We start from the raw sequence: 16952 nt of genomic DNA on the forward strand, positions 1-16952 counted from the left end.
GAGGCGGGATGGGGTTCATACGTCTCAGTGGCTAAGCGCGAGCGTAGCGTTCTCCAGCCATGCCCGGATATCGTGATCATGGATCAGCGGCATCAGCGCCTCGCGCGTCCGCATGTGATATTCGTTCAGCCAGTGCAGTTCCTCATGCGTCAGCAGTTCGACGAGCACCAGGCTGCGATCGATCGGGCAGAAGGTCAGCGTCTCAAAGCCGAGCATCGGCATGTCGCCACCCTCGATCTCTTCCGGATCGCGGATGTAGATCAGGTTCTCGATGCGGATGCCGAAATGGCCCGGACGATAGTAGCCGGGTTCGTTGGAAAGGATCATGCCGGGGAGCAACTCCTGTACGGCAAGACGCGCGATGCGCTGCGGCCCCTCATGCACGGAAAGATAGGAGCCGACGCCGTGGCCTGTGCCATGGGCGAAATCGACGCCCGCCTTCCAGAGCGCGATGCGCGCCAGCGGATCGAGATCGCAACCGCGCGTGCCCTTCGGGAAACGTGCCGTACTGATCGCGATCATCCCCTTGAGCACCAGCGTGAAGAGACGCTTCTGCTCTTCGGAAACGGAACCGATACCGACGGTACGGGTAATGTCCGTCGTGCCGTTGATATATTGTGCGCCTGAATCGATCAGGAACAGCTCGCCAGCCTGGATCAACCGGTCGCTCGCCGTTGTCACGCGGTAATGCATGATCGCTGCGTGCTCGCCGGCCCCGGAGATCGTGTCGAAGGAAATGTCTTTCAGCGGGTTCTGCATGCTCTCGCCGACGCGGGCGCGGCAGGCTTCCAGCCGCTCCGCCGCGACGATTTCCGTCACCGTTCCAGGCTTGCTCGTCTCGAGCCAGTAGAGGAACTCGACCATGGCGGCGCCATCCTGCAGGTGCGCAGCCGCGGAACCATTGATTTCAGCGGCGTTCTTGCAGGCGCGCGGCAGCTTGGCAGGGTCATTGCCCTCCACGACCTCTCCGCCCTCGCGACGGATGATATCGGTCAAGGCGTAGGACGCAAGATCCGGATCGACCAGGATTCGCCCGCCATTCGCAGCCGCAGCGGCCAGACGCCTGGTAAGTTCGGACGGGGGCAGCTGCTCGCAGATCTGCGTCAGATAGGCTTCCGCCTCGACCTTGGTCTTGCGCTTGTCGAGAAAGAGTGCCGCTTCCCCTTCCGCATAGATGATGGCACGCGCCAACGGATGCGGCGTGTGCGGCACGTCGCTGCCGCGGATATTGAAGATCCAGGCAACCGAGGACGGATCGGTGATCAGCACGGCCTTGAGGTTCTTTTCCTTGAGGCCATTGGCGATCGCCACAAGCTTGTCCCTGGCCAGAACGCCGGCTTGACCGATATCCTGGATGATGACGCCGCCAAGCGGCTCGGCCGGACGATCCGTCCACAGCCTGTCAAGCGGATTGTGGGGCAGGAAGACGAGCTTGCCGTCGATCTCGGCCAGCGCCTTTTCCAGCCGGCGCACTTCCGCGCCCGTATGCAGCCACGGATCGATGCCGAGCCGGAAACCCTTTTTGGCATGGCGTGGCAACCAGATGTGCGGCGGCTCGTTCACCAGATCGCCACCGCTGAAGACGCTGCGGTCCACCTGCTCAGCGAGCTGCGTCACATAACGGCCATCCACGAATACCACGGCCTGGGAGTGTGTGATAAGCGCAACACCTGCCGATCCAGTGAAACCCGTGAGCCATGCGAGACGCTCCGAGCATTTGGGCACGTACTCGCCCTGATACTCGTCGGCTCGCGGCACGAGGAAGCCGTCAATGCCGAGATCACCGAAGGCGGCACGCAGACCGGCAACACGTTCGCGGCCGAATTGCGGGGTGGAAGTGACGTCGAAAGACTGAAACATGAGCTGATCCGAGACTGGTGGAGAATCCGTGAAACCGAATGGTGCCAGTATGTTAGAGCATGATAGTTGGAAGTGCGACGTGATTTTAGATCATTGAGACGATATGCGAAACAACGACAACATCGCACCATATGAGAGCGCTCGATCCCATCTCTGGCCGTTAACGAATCCGCCCATTTCGTGAGCATCACCTACCGAATATGACAACTTCACGGCACGAAATATGCATATCGCGCATAGCTCCCATGAAACCTCCCCCCTGCCACTCAGACGAGCGAGTCGTTATATCCGGCGCATCAAACGGGGTTCACGAAGAACCAGCTCAAACTAAGGACTTAAGACAATGCCTATCTCTCGCTCCGCATATGTTAGCCCGGCGCTGGCTGGCGAGCGTCGTACCGTACGCCATTCCGTCGGTTCACTTCGTCAGCTCGAAGTCGAAACCTCCAAGGCAATCGGCGCAAGCCGCGGCGATCGCCGCTAAGAAGTTTACGATCTACGCGTTCCAAGTCGATCGCAATCCGGTTCTCCTCCTCCCTCTCGGATTATGATCAGAACGCTTAGAGCCCGCTTGAGCACTCCTCCTCCACACGCTCGCGGGCAAGATCGGTGAAAACCGGTCTTAAGGCGGTGCTTCGGCACCGCCTTTTTTGTTTGCCTAAACCAAATCCGAGGAAGCGACCGGCTCAAGGCCGGTCAAGATGGATTGTGACCCAGCCATTGCGCCAGATCGTGCGTACGTGGCGCAGATTCGCGCCGTTGTAAGCCGCCAAAACCTTCCAGCGCTGCTCGGCAAGGATACCGGAAAGAATCACCGAACCACCCGGCGCCAGATGGGCCACAAGCTGCGGCGCCATCTTGATGAGAGGCCGCGCCAGGATATTGGCGATGATGAGGTCGAACGGCCCATGACGGGAAAAGGCCGTGGAGTGAAATCCCGGAGCCGTCTCAAGCGCAATCCCCGAGGCGATGCCGTTGCTGCGGACATTTTCCCGCGCGACACGGACAGCGACCGGATCGATATCGGTTGCCAGAACCGGAATGTTGCGGAGCTTGCGCACCGCGATCGCGAGCACGCCGCTGCCCGTCCCGAGATCGAGCGCGTTGCGCACGCGGCGGCTCGCAAGAACCTTCTCGATCGTCTCCAGGCAGCCCGCCGTCGTCCCATGATGACCGGTGCCGAATGCCTGCCCCGCTTCGATTTCGATGGCGATATCGCTGGGGCCGACCTTGTCGCGATCATGCGAACCGTGCACCAGGAAGCGGCCGGCGCGCACGGGCTTCAACCCTTCCAGCGACTTGGCGATCCAGTCGATATCGGGAAGCACCTCCTTCTGGATGGCGAGATCTGCAAAGGCAGGCTTCAGCAGTGCTTCGAAACGACCGCGGACCTCTTCCTCATCCGCGGTATACAGATAGATCGACGCTTCCCAGATATCGTTCTTCTCGTCGATTTCCGTCGTTGCGATCGGCAATTCTTCGTCTTCGAATACCGGCGTCATCAGGTCCATAACCTGTTCGGCCTTTTTCTCGGTCGTCGTTACATAAAGGCGGATTTCACTCAACTCGTCGCTCTTTCTCGTTCCTATTCGGCCCAGTCGATCCAGGGTGGCCTTGGCGTATCATAGCCGGCAACGCTTCGAAGCAATGTCCGACGAGCCGGGCCGAAGCGCAAGAACAGCGGCGCAAACAGATTGCGCGCGGCGATCGCCAGCGGATTTTCCATGGTCACCAGTCGCGTCAGGCTATAGGTCTGCTTCAATACCTGCTTCACGGCAGGAATTCTCAAGGCCGAATACTCCTGTTCGCGACCTTCCGCAATGAGCCACGCAAGCCAGCAGGCGTCTTCGATACCGAGGTTCATGCCGCGCGCGCCGGCCGGCGAATGAATATGCGCTGCATCGCCGGCAAGAAAGACGTTGCCCTTGGCCATCGGCTCGACATGCCGGAAGTGAATGCGGAACTGCGAGGCCCAGGTTCTTTCCGCAACGGCCGACGGATGAGCGATGCGGCGTTCGAAATCTTCGAGCGTCGAAATATAGCGGATGATGTCGGCCGATACGGGCAAGCGCGCGACCATGCCGGGATCGAAGATCGAGACTTCGCCAAAACGGGTATCGACCGGACCGGCATAACGGAAATCGGCAAGATAGAAGGACGCCTCCAACGCCTCGCCCGGAAAGCCGGCGCCGAGCGCTTTGCGCACGACGGAATGGGCTCCATCCGCACCGATTAATATATCCGGCCGCACGGTTTCCGATGTGCCGTCAGCCCGGCGAAGTGTCACTTCCGGCCTCTGAAAGTCCGATATGGCCTCCGCCATCACCGCGGTCCGCCATTCGGGCTCGATACCATAGGACGACAGCGCCTCCAGCAACAGGCGCTCGGTTTGCCCCTGCGACAGGGCTCGAATAGCACTGAAGCGGCCCTGCAGCTGGCGGGTATCGAGCTGGATCAGGACTTTCTCGGCCGAACGGACACGAAACTGCTCGATCGGCTGGGCAGCGACGATGATGCGCTCCGCGACGCCAGAAGGAGACAACAGCGTCAGCGTGCGCGCATTGACCCCGAGCGCCCGACTTTCCTCCAGCGGCGTCGGACCAGTGCCATCATCGACAATCCGCGGCGAGAAGCCGCGACGGGCAAGCTCCAGAGCGGCAGTAAGACCAACCGGCCCAGCCCCTACGATCAGGATCGATCTTGATTTTCCCTCTCCGCCAATCCCCTCGCCCATGCAGGCCCTATCCCTTCTTGACCAGGTTCTCCAATTTCTTCACCGCCACGTCCGGGTCCTCTTCATAGGCGATGGTACCGGCAAAGCGGCCCTGCGAATCCAGCAGGAAGACGGAAGCGGTGTGATCCATGGTGTAGTCACCATTCGGTTGCTTGTCGTCGGCCGGCACCTTCTTGGCATAGACACGGAATCCCTTGACCATATCCATCACCTTGGCGGGATCGCCGGAAATTCCGGTGATGCGCTTGGAAACGTTAGAGACGTATTGGTCCATGATGGCAGGCGTATCGCGCTCAGGGTCGACGGTCACGAAATAGGCATTGAGCTTGCTACCATCAGGATCGACCTTCTGCAGCCAGGCGTTCAGCTCGAACAGCGTCGTCGGGCAGACATCGGGGCAATGCGTATAGCCGAAGAAAACGGCCGACGGCTTGCCGCGGAACGCCTGATCGCTGATCGGCTGGCCGCTCTGGGAAACGAGCGTAAAGGGCACGCCATAAGGCCCGGACGCGGCTACCTCAGGTGACTTGCCGCCACCAAAGCTAAACCAGCCCAATAGTCCGGCCACGATCAACACGGCCACCCAAACTGCAATCCGCACGCTTCTCATGTCTGCCATTCCTCACCAACCCCCGGCAACCGCGCCCAGATGCGCACGGCCAACTCACCTGCCGATGTAACGGCTCGAAGTGGAGGACGCAATTCAAGAAGATGTTCAGAAGAGGCCGAAATCGTCGCAGGGTGGAAATGGAGATCTTTCAAGCCCCGTTCGGTCCGCTTTCCCGCTCTTCTCGGTCCGGTAAGGCGAAATCTGCATTCATGTTAAACCAATCCTAACCAGTCCGCGCCAACATCTGCGTCAAAGGTCGAACTCGACTTCGCCCGCCGCCCGAAAGCGCGGCAAACCTCTTTATCCCAGAAGGGCATGACGCCCGCCGGAACGCCAGGCGTATTTTTTGCCAAAGCACCGGACGCTGCCGCTGCCCAAGCCGCTCCAGCCGATCTCTCTTTTCAATCGCGAGCGTCGCTTGCGGCGATGCCAAACGGGAAGTTCTCGAACATGACGAACGCCATCAAGCAATCGGGCACCTATCTGGAAATCGTCTCTTTTCACCTTGGCGATCAGGAATTCTGCATCGACATCATGGCTATCCGCGAAATCCGCGGCTGGGCGCCAGTGACGCCGATGCCGCACACGCCGCCTTACGTCCTCGGTCTCATCAACCTGCGCGGCGCGGTCATCCCGGTCATCGATATGGCCTGCCGTCTCGGCATGAAGATGACGGAACCTTCGGAGCGCTCGGCGATCATCGTCACGGATATTGCCGGCAAGCTGGTCGGTCTGCTGGTCGAACAGGTGTCGGATATGATGTCGATCAAGAGCGAAGATCTCCAGCCGGCTCCGGAAATCATCCCCGAGGCACAGCGCGCCTTCTGCCGCGGCATCGTGGCGCTGGAAAAGACCATGGTCTGCTTCCTCAACCTCGATACGGTCATTGCGGATCAGTTGGCGCAGGCAGCCTGATTTCAATAAGTTAGCTCATCAAAAAGAAGATCGCCCTGAAGCCAAGCTCCAGGGCGATCGCTTTTTATGTAACCGGTTTTGGCAGGGGTGTAGCCAACGACACGGTCTTGCAGGCCGTGAACAGGGGCGAGAGTCGCCTCGCTGTTCGCCTTCGAAATTGCATCAAAAAGGTGCAAACCGAAAGCAACTAGAAGGAATTCGACAACCCAAGAGTATGACTTTTTTTGGTATTATCTTTCTACGAGTTATTTTAGAGGTAAAGAAATACCGTCAATTCGGCTTGCCATTCTTCCACGTAACCTGCTGGCCGAACAAGGGGATTGTCGAAATGGCCATCTTGGCGGAACCATCCGTCAACTGCCGCGAATGGATGAGATAGACCAGCGTATCGTTCTTCTTGTCATAGATACGGGTGACGACCAGCTTCTTCCAGATGAGCGACAACCCGGCGCGAAACACCTCTTCACCGCTCTCGGACAGATTGATATTGCCGATCTCGATTGGGCCAGTCTGACGGCAGGCGATGGAATTGTTGGAAGGATCTTCGAACCAGTTGCCCTTGCGCAGCCGGTCGATCACGCTGCGGTCGAAATAGGTCACATGGCACGTGACGCCCGTGACCTCGGGATCCGGCACGGCATCGATCAGAATATCATTGCCCGTCCAGTCCACACCGACCTTGCCGACAACTTCGGCGGAAGCGGAAACGGGCGCCAGAGCCAGAAAAGACGCGGCAACGGCGGCAAAGAATTTGGGTGAACGCATCGATCATCCTCCAACAACAGCCGCCGGGAGCAAGAGCGGCTTGGCTAAGGTAAGATGGCCCATGAGCGATGCAAGGTGGGACGGCTTATATCCGCGCAGCAACGCCTTACGATCGATACGCGGCAATCTGCACGGTGGACGCCGCCGCCAAAGCAACGACGTCCGAACACACTCAGGTAACGCATCATCTCATTTCTGGCTGATTGCGACCGTTCCGGTTTCCAGCAGCGATTTGAGGTTGGACAGGATCTTCGGCCAACCGCCGGAAACCGCCTCGATGAACTTGGAGTTTTCGACCTCGATCGTATGGGTGACGGTCAACTTCACGACGCCATCCGCCGGCTCCAGCTCCATCACGCAACGTGACCAGCCTTCGGCCTTTAGTTCGGAGCGCCACTCGTTGCGCCATTTGATGGCGAGCCGTCGCGGCGGGTCGAACTCGGCGATCTCCCCCATATCGGCGACACGGCCATCCGGAAAGAGCATTCTCCAAGGCGAGCCGATCTCCCAATCCGTGTCATGCACCATGTCGAACCAATATTGCCTGATGAATTCCGGCGTGGTCAGTGCCGACCAGAGCTTTTCCGGCGTGGTGCGGATGAAGGTGACGTAGACGAATTTGCTTCCGGTCATGTCATTTCTCCTTGCTTGAATTTTCTTGGTGATCGAGGTCATTGCTCGCCCTCGTCTTCCAGCGCCTTCTTCAAGGCAGAGAGCGCGCTCAAGTGCTGTCGTTCGAACTTGTTGATCCAGCGTTCGGCAATACCGTTGATCGGGACTGCGTTGATAAAATGCAGCTTCTCGCGCCCATGCTTCTCCGAAGAGATCAAATTAGCCTCCTCCAGAATGACAAGGTGCTTGGCGACCGCCTGGCGGCTCATATCCAGATCCTCGCAGAGCGCATTCAAGGTCTGCCCGTTCTGCTCATGGAGCCTGTCGAGCAATTGTCGCCGGCTGGCATCCGCCAGCGCCTTGAAGACTGCATCATCATTCACTGATATGAAACCATTTGGTTGCCTTTTCTTACTTATAGGCAACCAAATAGTTGCCTGTCAAGCCATACGTAAGACGAGGCAATTCCGTTCCGCTTCGGTGACACGGCGATCAAGAATTCGTGCAACGAACGATTGACAACCTTCAGATCGCATCAGATCATCCGCCCATGATCGCAAACCGCGCCAAAGTGATGCACCTTCACACCATCTCTCCCCCTGCAGGGCGAGTGGAAGCTGTGTTGCGCTGAGCTGACTGCGATCCATCTCAACCCTGCCGAGGCGAGCAGGGTTGAAGTTTCCTTGCTCTCCTCATGAATATCAAGGAGAGCCCATGTCTTTCGAAGAGCAAGAACCCGCCAAACGACGATCAGGCAAAATCGGCGCAGTCGAGATTCGTGCCTCGCGCCCGTCCGACGCAGAAGGGATCGCGGCAATCGCTAATCTCCCCGGCTTCCGCGCCGGTACGCTTCGCCTGCCCTTTCAAAGCGTCGAGGAAACACGGCAATGGTTGGAGAAGTCGTCGCCCAACTCGACCGGCCTTGTCGCCGTGCTTGACGGGCAGATCGTCGGCAATGCAGGCATGAACCGACTTATCGGCCGGCGGATTCATAGCGCCAACATCGGCATGGGCGTGCATGACGATTTTACTGGCTGCGGCATCGGCTCCGCGCTGTTAGGCGCCCTTGTCGACACCGCCGACAACTGGCTGGCGATCAAGCGACTGGAACTGACCGTCTATGTCGACAATGCGCGGGCGATCGCCCTCTACGAAAAATTCGGGTTCGAAACCGAGGGGCGTCTGCGCGCTTTCGGTTTCCGCAACGGCAAATACGTCGATGCATTCACGATGGCGCGCCTGAAATTCTGAACAATGGAGAGGCGGCGGATTGTGTTTCCGCCGCCTGTCATCAGCCTATCAAATCCAGCCACTCGTCTTCCGTCATGACCTGGACATTGAACTCGCGCGCCTTGTCGAGCTTCGAGCCCGCACCCGGCCCGGCCACGACGATATCCGTCTTCTTCGACACCGAACCGGAAACTTTGGCTCCAAGGCTCTCCGCCTTCGCCTTGGCCTCGTCGCGAGTGAACTTTTCCAGCGAGCCCGTAAAGACGACCGTCTTGCCGGCGACTGGACTGCCAGAAGTCACCGGCTGCTCTGCCTCTTGCGGCTGAACTTCCTCCAGGAGCCTGGCGATAACTTCGGTATTGCGCGGCTCCTTGTAGAATTCGACGATGGCCCGCGCCACCACTTCGCCGATACCCTCGATATTGTTGAGATCGTTCCACGCATCGCCGCTAAGGGGTGCCGCTTCTTTCATCCCTGTCTCGAAGGCCGCATAAGTGCCATAGGATCGCGCCAGCAGCTTGGCTGTCGTCTCGCCGACATGGCGGATGCCGAGCGCGAAGATGAAGCGATGCAAGGCGATCTGCCGCCGCTCATTGATCGCGGCATAGAGCTTGCCGACACTGACCTTGCCGAAGCCGTCGATGTTCTCCAGCTTCGCAAGCGACGTCTGCTGACGTCTCTCCAAAGTGAAAATGTCCGGCGCGATCCGCACCTGCAGCGCCGGGTCCTCGCTCTCGAAAAAGAAATCGATCTGCTTCGAGCCCAGCCCCTCTATGTCATAGGCATTGCGCGAGACGAAATGCTTGAGATGCTCGGTCGCCTGCGCCCGGCATATGAAACCGCCTGTGCAACGCGTAACCGCATCGACCTTACCGGTCTTCTCGTTGATATCGCGCACCGCATGGCTGCCGCAGACCGGACACACTTTCGGGAACTCGTAAGGCGTGCTCGAAGGCTCGCGCTTCTCCATGACGACATCGACGATCTGCGGGATGACATCGCCCGCGCGCTGCACGATCACCATGTCTCCGACGCGGATATCGCGGCCGTCGCGGATCAGCTCGTCCTTGTTGCCGATACCCTTGATGTAATCGGCATTGTGCAGCGTCGCATTGGTCACGACAACACCGCCGACCGTGATCGGCTCGAGGCGGGCGACCGGCGTCAGCGCGCCGGTGCGGCCGACCTGGATATCGATGCCGACCAGACGCGTGAACGCCTGTTCCGCGGGGAATTTATGCGCCGTCGCCCAACGTGGCGAGCGCGAACGGAAGCCAAGGCGGGCCTGCAGTTCCAGGCTGTCGACTTTGTAGACAACGCCGTCGATATCATAGTCGAGATATGGGCGCTGCAGGCCGATCTCTTCGTAATGACCGAGAATGTCGGCAACCGAGCTCAGCCGCTCCATCAGCGGATTGACCGGGAAGCCCCAGGATTTGAAGATCTGCACCATGCCATATTGCGTGTCGGCGGGCATATCGGACATCTCGCCCCAGGCATAGGCGAAGAATTTCAGCTTGCGGCTGGCCGTCACCTTCGCGTCGAGCTGACGCAGCGAGCCGGCAGCCGTATTGCGCGGATTGACATAGGTCTGCTTGCCCTCGGCCTCCATTTGCGCGTTGAGCGCCAGAAAGTCGCTCTTGGCCATGTAGACCTCGCCGCGCACCTCGACAACCGAGGGTGCGCCTGCCGGCAGAGTCTGCGGGATTTCCTGGATGGTCCTGATATTGGCGGTGACATTCTCGCCCGTCGTGCCGTCACCACGCGTCGCAGCGCTGACCATCCGGCCGTTCTCGTAGCGAATGGACATGGAAAGACCGTCGATCTTCGGCTCGGCGGTAAAGGCGATCGAATTGTCCGGCAGGCGACCGAGGAAACGATAGACGCTGGCGACGAAATCCTCCACGTCCTCCTGCGAGAACGTATTGTCGAGCGAGAGCATCGGCCTTGCATGGATAACCGGCGCAAAGGTCTCCGACGGCGCGGCCCCTACCCTGCGCGAGGGGCTGTCGGCTCGAATCAATGCGGGAAACCGAGCCTCGATCGCATCATTGCGCCGCTTAAGTGCATCGTAGTCCGCATCCGAAATCTCCGGCGCATCCTTGCCATGATAAAGGGCGTCGTTGCGTGCGATCTCCGCAGCCAGGTAAGCAAGCGCCGCGGCCGCCTCCTCTTCGCTCAAATCTTCCACGGGCTTCTGTTCGGTACTCATGAATCTACACTCCCGATTTCGAAGATGTTTTAGAGCACTTCCGCGAAAAGTGCGAAGCGCTTTTCAGCCCGGCGCACGTAAAAACAAAGGGAAAAATCCGCCGTTCAATCGCCGACCAACAATGGTGACGGTAGAGTTCACGACAACTTTACGCCATGATTGATCGTCCTTGGTGTTACAGATGCGGGAAATATCGGCGTTCAGACAGCCTTAGTGGAGTTCTCCATCCAATTCCTGAGACTGGGGCTCTTCCGTGTCTATCGCAGGGGATTTAAGGTAGGCTATTATGAGAACCAGATCTCTGGAAATGATTGGATCATCAGCGGAAATTCGACATCACGCATGAAGCATCGTCTTACCCTTCTCTCTATTTCTCTCGTTATTGCAGTCATGATCATGAGCTCTTTCGTCAGCCGTTCTGCTTTGGGGCTGGTCGTTAGAGCGTGCGAGATCAACTCCACCCTGACAGGCTCACCATATCCGTGCCTCAAGATAGTCCAGTCGCAGGACCCGATGTCTTCGTATGTTGTTCTTCGCGAGCCGGCGGACAAAGAGCGAACCATTCTTGCACCGCTCGCCGACGTGCCCGGTATCGAAGATCCACGCCTTCTGGCTGCGGGAGCGCCGAACTATTTCGGCGAAGCGTGGAGAGAATTGTCAGCAATCGATCCGCGTGCAATGAAGGCTTCGCCACAGAATTTTGCACTGGCGATAAACGCTGCCAGTTGGCGCACGCAAGATCGGCTTCATATCCACATGGGCTGCGAGACGCCTCGCTTTACCGCTCTGTTGAAGAGTCATGCGACGGAGATTGAAAGCGGCCGATTTACAAACCTGAAGACCAAAGCGGGTTGGTGGGCAACCTTCCATGCGGCCGACGACCTCACGAATTTAAACCCATTGAAGCTCGTCGCAGACGGCGTTGATGGCGCCCGCTCCAATATGGAAAACGTCGTGGTTGGCGTCTTTGGCTCGATATTGCCGGACGGACAGCATGGTTTCTATATTCTCGCAAGAATAAACGAAGCACACAAATCCCGCGGGTCGGCTGAGGATATGATCGATCCCAAGTGCCAGCTCTAGTGCATGTCGCGTAAAAGTTCGTCCGTCAGCCGTCCCGGAATCTTACGGAACCGCAGTGGCAAGCTGTGTCGTGCCGCTGTCCTTCAGCCCCCATTGTGAGGGCATTGCACCCGTTTCCGCAAAGCAACCGGGCCAAACGCTGACCGCAAAGTCGCCAGGAGCGGATCAGGACCAGCGCTCGCAAAAGGCTTCGATGTCGCTTGACTGAAAATCGGCGAGCCGCCCCATGATGGTTTCGAAAGGCCAATCCCACCAGGCGATGGAAATAAGTCTCTCTGCGACGGTTCGCGTGAACCGCTCTCGAATGAATTTGGCGGGAATACCACCGACAATCGTATATGGTTGGACATCTTTGGTGACGACTGCACCTGCCGCGAGCACGGCACCGTTTCCAACCTTGACGCCCGGCAAAACAATCACGCCGTGACCGATCCAGACATCATTGCCGATGACAGCACGATCTTCCTTTCGCCGATCGAAAAAAGCATGGTCCCGCACAGCATCAGCCGAGTAATATTCCGGACAGTAGGTGAAGCGGTGCATGGACGGGCGGTCCATCGGGTGATTGGGAGCGCCAATCCTGACCTCTGTCGCGATGGCGCAGAACTTTCCAATCGTTGCATCACCGACAATGCAGCGCGGCCCCAAATAGGAGAAATCCCCGAGCTCTACCGTGTGCAGAGATGTGTCCGCCAAAATCTCACAGCATCTGCCGATGCTCGAATCCCTTATGCTCGCCGTCGAGTGAATGACGGTTTCCGCGATTTTGGGGCGATTTGGCTGTGCAGTCGAGTGCATTGGCAGTCTCCGGATTCTGGCCTGCCTAACCGGGGACGATGAAGGATATATGACGCAAGATCGTCGAAAGACCGAAGCGAGATGTCAGCGACAGACGACGCAGTTCAGGCGCGTCGCAGCCATAGCAGCTGGCCTTGCTGCTATATCCGCTTCGGGCAGGTAGTCGCTGGCATTTGCTGCATGGACAGCACCGCAGGAAACGATCAACCGTTGCCTGCCAACAGGCGCTTGGCAGCCGCCCTCGCCTCTTCGGTCACCGAAGCGCCCGCGAGCATGCGGGCGATTTCCTCGGTACGATCCTTCGGTTCCATGGTGGCGACGCGCGTGGAAATCTTTTCCGAGCCGTCCGCGACCGGTCCCTTGGAGATCAGCAGATGCGTTGCAGCGCGGGCTGCGACCTGAGGTGCGTGGGTGACCGACAGCACCTGCACGCGATCGGACAGCCGTTTCAGCCGCTGGCCGATCGCATCCGCGACCGCACCGCCGACGCCGGTGTCGATTTCGTCGAAGACAAGGGTCGGCGCCGAGCCGCGATCGGCAAGCGCAACCTTCAACGCCAGAAGGAAACGCGACAGCTCGCCCCCTGACGCGACCTTGGTGATCGGGCCTGGACGTGTACCGGGATTGGTCTGCACATGGAATTCGACGACATCGATGCCATCCGCCGTCCCGGCTTCGGGATCGCTTGTTATCTCCACCATGAAACGCGCGCGCTCAAGCTTCAGGGCCGGCAATTCCGCCATGACAGCCGCAGCAAGCGCCTCGCCAGCATGACGGCGCTTCTCCGACAGGCTGCGAGCGGCAACATCGTATTCCGTCTTGGCGGCGGCAAGCTCGGCATCGAGCCGGGCCAGCCGCTCTTCGCCAGCGTCGACATCGGCAAGATCAGAAATCATGCGCTGCACCAATGCCGGCAATTCGATGACAGGCACCGAATATTTGCGCGAGGCTGCGCGCAACGCGAACAGACGCTCCTCAACGCGCTCCAGTTCGCGCGGATCGTATTCCGTCTTGCGCAGCGCAGTCTCGACTTCCATCTGCGCGTTGGAAAGCTGGTCGAGAGCGGCGTCGAGCAGTGCGACGGTATCTTCCAGCAGGCCGGGCGCTTCATGGCTCTTGCGCTCCAGTCGGCGCACCAGCGACGCGATATGCGGCACGGGCGATGCGTTGCCATTGAGGAATTCGGAAGCCTCGGCTATATCGCCGGCGATGCGCTCGGCCTTCATCATTCGCGAGCGCTTCTCGGCAAGTTCGTCCTCTTCGCCATCCTGTGGCGAGAGCTTTTCCAGCTCCTCGACGGAGGCGCGGAGATAATCCGCCTCGCGAGCGGCCCGTTCCACCTGCTCCCTGTGCTTTTTCAGCGTGCGATCGGTATCGCGCCAGACCTTGTGGAGCCTGCCGACGTCCTGCGCTTCATCGGCGAGATTGGCGAAGGCATCGAGCAAAGTGCGATGCGCATCCGTGTCGACGAGTGCACGATCATCGTGCTGACCATGAATTTCGACGAGGAGCTGCCCGATCTGGCGCATGAGCTGAACGCTGAGCGCCTGATCATTGACAAAAGCCTTGGTTCGGCCGTCTGCCGATTGGACCCGGCGGAAAATCAGGTCCCCGTCATCGTCGATGTCGTTTTCGCGCAGGAGTTTGCGGGCGGGATGCTGCGTGTCGACGTCAAAAACCGCTGTCACCTGACCGCGATCTTCGCCATGGCGCACAAGCCCGCCATCGCCGCGCCCGCCAAGGGCCAGCGACAGACTGTCAAGCAGGATGGATTTGCCCGCACCCGTCTCGCCGGTCAACACCGAAAGTCCGGACTCGAAGGCAAGATCCAGCCGCTCGATCAAAACGATATCGCGGATCGAAAGCTGGATCAGCATCTTCGCTCAATCTCACGTCCCAAGAAGAAGTTTCTTGCCCGCTCTGGAAATCCACGAGCCCGAATTTTCGCTCGGCTCCACGCCACCCTTCTGCAGCAGCTGATAAGAGTCCTTATACCAGCGGCTGTCCGGATAGTTGTGTCCGAGAACGGCAGCTGCCGTTTGCGCTTCGGGTACGATACCCATCGCATAATAGGCCTCGACGAGTCGCGCCAGAGCTTCTTCGATCTGGTTTGTCGTCGGATACTGCTCCACCACAATACGGAAGCGCGAGATTGCTGCGAGGTAATCCTTGCGCTCCAGATAATAACGGCCGATCTGCATTTCCTTGCCGGCGAGCTGGTCGCGGGCGAAGCGGATCTTTTCCTGAGCGTCGCTGACATATTGCGACTTCGGATAGGTATTGACCAGCTTGGTCATCGCCTCGATCGTCTGCTGTGCCGCACGCTGGTCCTGCGTGACGTCGACGATCTGCTTGGCATAGGACGAACCGACCAGGTACTGCACGTAATCGGCGTCTTCCGAGCCCGGATATTGCTTGAGATAGGTATTGCCGGTCTGCACCGCGTCATCATAGCGACCTGTACGGTACTTCACGAAGGTGCTCATCACCAATGCCTTGCGCGCCCACTCGGAGAAGGGCTGCTGCTGGTTGATGGCATCGAACTTCTTGCCGGCTTCCGTCATGTTGCCAGCCTTGATATTGGCCAGGCCCTGATTGTAGAGCATCTCCGGCGGATCGGTCTCGACACCGAGCTTGGTGATGTCGATATCCTTTTTCGTATTACACCCCGTCACCACCGCACCGGTACCGGCCAGAAGGAGCGATACGAGCAAAGCCCGTGCTGTGATATTCATGCGTTCAGACCTTGCAAAACCCATCGGATGACTGTCCCATAGCCGTCGTTGCGGAGACGGCGTTCTCTCTCGCTGGCGTTTCTAGCCGCAAAAACACCATCAGGGCAACGCATTGATGGTGCATTAACGCATTTTTGTGGCAAAGACTGCATATCCGCAGCCTTTAATCACTGTTTTGACAGGCATTTCCCATATCGGCCCGCACCATCCTGCCGCCACCTCGCGACCGAAGACGAACCCAATGAGTCGTCCGTCAAAAAAAGAGCCGCCCTTCATCAGAGCGGCTGCTTTTTCTCATTCCAATCCCGAAAAAATCACGCCGACCAGGGAGCGAATTCAGGAGCGTTGACTGCGATGAACTCGCGACCGTGACCACGCTGACGCGGCGCAGAGGTTTCGACGACCTCGTAAGCCGAAGCGTCGCTAAGCAATGCCTTCAGGGCATTCGCATTCATGCGATGACCGCCACGATAGGAACGGTAGCAACCGATGAACTGTGCGCCGGCCAGAGCCAGATCGCCGACGGCATCAAGCGTCTTGTGGCGGACGAATTCATCCTTGGGGTAACGCAGGCCTTCAACGTTGATGACAGTGTTGTCATCCGAGATGACGACGGAATTTTCCAGCGACGAACCCAGCGCATGGCCCGAGGCCCAGAGCGGCTCGACATCGCGCATGAAGCCGAAGGTACGAGCGCGCGACAGTTCTGCCTTGAAGGTCTCGGCGGTCAGATCGCCTTCCCACTTCTGGCGGCCGATCAGCGGGCATTCGAAATCGATCTCGACTTCGAAGCGCGTGCCGTCATAGGGGCGGAACTCGCACCAGGAGCCGCCGGCTTCGATCCGCACCGGCTTGATGACACGGATGTAGCGACGCTTGACGCCGAGCGAGACGATGCCCACCTGCTCGATCGCCTCGATGAAGGGATAAGAGCTGCCGTCCATGATTGGCATTTCCGCACCGGACACCTCGACGACGACGTTATCGAGGCCGATCGCGTAGATTGCTGCCATGACGTGCTCGACCGTTGCGACAGAGCGCGCCGGAGAAAAACCGAGAACCGTGCAGAGATCCGTATTGCCGACCTGCGAGGAAACGGCGCGAAGTTCGGTCACATCGCCATTATCGTGCAGGCGCTGGAAAACGACACCGGTGCCGGCTTCGGCGGGATAGAAGGTAATCGACACGTTGGCACCGGAATGAACGCCAATACCGGAAAGTGTCACAGGGTTTGCAATGGTGGTCTGAAAACCAAGCAATCCAATTGCCATGTAATTCTGCCTTCGTCTATCTGATCCAGGCCGGGCGGTCATCTTCGGACACTTACCCTTATCGCCGGTTCAGTCTGTTAACTATGCCACGCACCTCACATACATTCGTCATCGAATGTGATTCAGC

General features: G+C 58.8%; 16 protein-coding genes. 4 read left to right on the forward strand and 12 right to left on the reverse strand.

The genetic code is table 11. The features are described from left to right. Positions 1-24 precede the first annotated feature (24 nt). The gene (locus GA0061100_RS01780) at positions 25-1860 is read right to left on the reverse strand and encodes an aminopeptidase P family protein (protein WP_075850899.1); all 1836 of its coding nucleotides are present in this window, start codon (positions 1858-1860) and stop codon (positions 25-27) included. A gap of 343 nt (positions 1861-2203) precedes the next feature. Here GA0061100_RS01780 and GA0061100_RS34795 point away from each other — a divergent pair, with 343 nt between their 5' ends. Continuing rightward, positions 2204-2344, forward strand: a complete 141-nt coding sequence (locus GA0061100_RS34795) for a hypothetical protein (protein WP_167459807.1) — start codon at positions 2204-2206, stop codon at positions 2342-2344. 202 nt (positions 2345-2546) lie between these two features. Here the strand turns inward: GA0061100_RS34795 and GA0061100_RS01785 are convergent, their stop codons facing one another. From GA0061100_RS01785 to GA0061100_RS01795, 3 genes are read right to left on the reverse strand one after another with little or no spacing between them, the layout of a single operon-like run. Further along, positions 2547-3425 (reverse strand): 50S ribosomal protein L11 methyltransferase, encoded by an 879-nt coding sequence (locus GA0061100_RS01785; RefSeq protein WP_075850900.1) that lies wholly within the window; start codon positions 3423-3425, stop codon positions 2547-2549. Positions 3426-3445: 20 nt separating this feature from the next. Further along, positions 3446-4594 carry an FAD-dependent oxidoreductase gene (locus tag GA0061100_RS01790; RefSeq protein WP_075850901.1) on the reverse strand — a complete coding sequence of 383 codons (1149 nt, stop codon included), beginning with the start codon at positions 4592-4594 and terminating at the stop codon, positions 3446-3448. A gap of 7 nt (positions 4595-4601) precedes the next feature. Next, positions 4602-5204, reverse strand: coding sequence for an SCO family protein (locus tag GA0061100_RS01795; protein WP_075850902.1), 603 nt, complete (start codon positions 5202-5204; stop codon positions 4602-4604). A gap of 450 nt (positions 5205-5654) precedes the next feature. Here GA0061100_RS01795 and GA0061100_RS01800 point away from each other — a divergent pair, with 450 nt between their 5' ends. Continuing rightward, on the forward strand, positions 5655-6119 hold the full coding sequence (locus tag GA0061100_RS01800; RefSeq protein WP_069612836.1) for a chemotaxis protein CheW: 465 nt from the start codon (positions 5655-5657) through the stop codon (positions 6117-6119). Positions 6120-6389: 270 nt separating this feature from the next. Here GA0061100_RS01800 and GA0061100_RS01805 read toward each other — a convergent pair whose 3' ends face one another. From GA0061100_RS01805 to GA0061100_RS01815, 3 genes are all read right to left on the reverse strand, one after another. Continuing rightward, entirely contained in the window at positions 6390-6884 is a 495-nt protein-coding gene (locus GA0061100_RS01805; RefSeq protein WP_075850903.1) for a CreA family protein, read from the reverse strand. A 189-nt stretch (positions 6885-7073) separates the two neighbouring features. Then, complete coding sequence (locus GA0061100_RS01810; RefSeq protein WP_075850904.1) at positions 7074-7517, reverse strand: SRPBCC family protein; 444 nt, start codon at positions 7515-7517, stop codon at positions 7074-7076. A 38-nt stretch (positions 7518-7555) separates the two neighbouring features. Further along, the gene (locus GA0061100_RS01815; RefSeq protein WP_075850905.1) at positions 7556-7879 is read right to left on the reverse strand and encodes an ArsR/SmtB family transcription factor; all 324 of its coding nucleotides are present in this window, start codon (positions 7877-7879) and stop codon (positions 7556-7558) included. A 331-nt stretch (positions 7880-8210) separates the two neighbouring features. Between GA0061100_RS01815 and GA0061100_RS01820 the strand changes: the two genes are divergently transcribed. Then, complete coding sequence (locus tag GA0061100_RS01820) at positions 8211-8747, forward strand: GNAT family N-acetyltransferase (RefSeq protein WP_075850906.1); 537 nt, start codon at positions 8211-8213, stop codon at positions 8745-8747. Positions 8748-8787: 40 nt separating this feature from the next. Here GA0061100_RS01820 and ligA read toward each other — a convergent pair whose 3' ends face one another. After that, a complete protein-coding gene (gene ligA / locus GA0061100_RS01825; RefSeq protein ID WP_075850907.1) occupies positions 8788-10938 on the reverse strand; it encodes an NAD-dependent DNA ligase LigA in 2151 nt (716 codons plus the stop codon). A gap of 342 nt (positions 10939-11280) precedes the next feature. Here ligA and GA0061100_RS01830 point away from each other — a divergent pair, with 342 nt between their 5' ends. Further along, positions 11281-12021 (forward strand): CDP-diacylglycerol diphosphatase, encoded by a 741-nt coding sequence (locus tag GA0061100_RS01830; RefSeq protein WP_075850908.1) that lies wholly within the window; start codon positions 11281-11283, stop codon positions 12019-12021. Positions 12022-12186: 165 nt separating this feature from the next. On the opposite strand, the gene GA0061100_RS01835 is transcribed toward GA0061100_RS01830, so the two are convergent. The 4 genes from GA0061100_RS01835 to lpxC all read right to left on the reverse strand — a co-directional run bounded on the left by GA0061100_RS01835 (position 12187) and on the right by lpxC (position 16825). Beyond that, positions 12187-12819 (reverse strand): DapH/DapD/GlmU-related protein, encoded by a 633-nt coding sequence (locus tag GA0061100_RS01835; RefSeq protein WP_075850909.1) that lies wholly within the window; start codon positions 12817-12819, stop codon positions 12187-12189. Between the two features lie 203 nt (positions 12820-13022). Further along, entirely contained in the window at positions 13023-14696 is a 1674-nt protein-coding gene (recN, locus tag GA0061100_RS01840) for a DNA repair protein RecN (protein WP_075850910.1), read from the reverse strand. Between the two features lie 12 nt (positions 14697-14708). Next, the gene (locus GA0061100_RS01845) at positions 14709-15578 is read right to left on the reverse strand and encodes an outer membrane protein assembly factor BamD (protein ID WP_208621505.1); all 870 of its coding nucleotides are present in this window, start codon (positions 15576-15578) and stop codon (positions 14709-14711) included. 290 nt (positions 15579-15868) lie between these two features. Continuing rightward, positions 15869-16825 (reverse strand): UDP-3-O-acyl-N-acetylglucosamine deacetylase, encoded by a 957-nt coding sequence (gene lpxC / locus GA0061100_RS01850; protein ID WP_075850912.1) that lies wholly within the window; start codon positions 16823-16825, stop codon positions 15869-15871. Positions 16826-16952: the final 127 nt, after the last annotated feature.

It is taken from the genome of Martinezella hainanensis (genome assembly GCF_900094555.1).
Classification (GTDB): Bacteria; Pseudomonadota; Alphaproteobacteria; order Rhizobiales; family Rhizobiaceae; genus Rhizobium; species Rhizobium hainanense.

What these genes read in the sequence shown, in the direction of transcription:
- GA0061100_RS01845 (WP_208621505.1), bottom strand. Translation starts at nt 15,578, where the DNA reads ATGGGTTTTGCAAGGTCTGAACGCATGAATATCACAGCACGGGCTTTG.
- GA0061100_RS01795 (WP_075850902.1), bottom strand. Translation starts at nt 5,204, where the DNA reads ATGAGAAGCGTGCGGATTGCAGTTTGGGTGGCCGTGTTGATCGTGGCC.
- GA0061100_RS01800 (WP_069612836.1), top strand. Translation starts at nt 5,655, where the DNA reads ATGACGAACGCCATCAAGCAATCGGGCACCTATCTGGAAATCGTCTCT.
- lpxC (WP_075850912.1), bottom strand. Translation starts at nt 16,825, where the DNA reads ATGGCAATTGGATTGCTTGGTTTTCAGACCACCATTGCAAACCCTGTG.
- GA0061100_RS01820 (WP_075850906.1), top strand. Translation starts at nt 8,211, where the DNA reads ATGTCTTTCGAAGAGCAAGAACCCGCCAAACGACGATCAGGCAAAATC.
- GA0061100_RS01790 (WP_075850901.1), bottom strand. Translation starts at nt 4,594, where the DNA reads ATGGGCGAGGGGATTGGCGGAGAGGGAAAATCAAGATCGATCCTGATC.
- GA0061100_RS01835 (WP_075850909.1), bottom strand. Translation starts at nt 12,819, where the DNA reads ATGCACTCGACTGCACAGCCAAATCGCCCCAAAATCGCGGAAACCGTC.
- GA0061100_RS01830 (WP_075850908.1), top strand. Translation starts at nt 11,281, where the DNA reads ATGAAGCATCGTCTTACCCTTCTCTCTATTTCTCTCGTTATTGCAGTC.
- GA0061100_RS01810 (WP_075850904.1), bottom strand. Translation starts at nt 7,517, where the DNA reads ATGACCGGAAGCAAATTCGTCTACGTCACCTTCATCCGCACCACGCCG.
- ligA (WP_075850907.1), bottom strand. Translation starts at nt 10,938, where the DNA reads ATGAGTACCGAACAGAAGCCCGTGGAAGATTTGAGCGAAGAGGAGGCG.
- GA0061100_RS01805 (WP_075850903.1), bottom strand. Translation starts at nt 6,884, where the DNA reads ATGCGTTCACCCAAATTCTTTGCCGCCGTTGCCGCGTCTTTTCTGGCT.
- GA0061100_RS34795 (WP_167459807.1), top strand. Translation starts at nt 2,204, where the DNA reads ATGCCTATCTCTCGCTCCGCATATGTTAGCCCGGCGCTGGCTGGCGAG.
- GA0061100_RS01780 (WP_075850899.1), bottom strand. Translation starts at nt 1,860, where the DNA reads ATGTTTCAGTCTTTCGACGTCACTTCCACCCCGCAATTCGGCCGCGAA.
- recN (WP_075850910.1), bottom strand. Translation starts at nt 14,696, where the DNA reads ATGCTGATCCAGCTTTCGATCCGCGATATCGTTTTGATCGAGCGGCTG.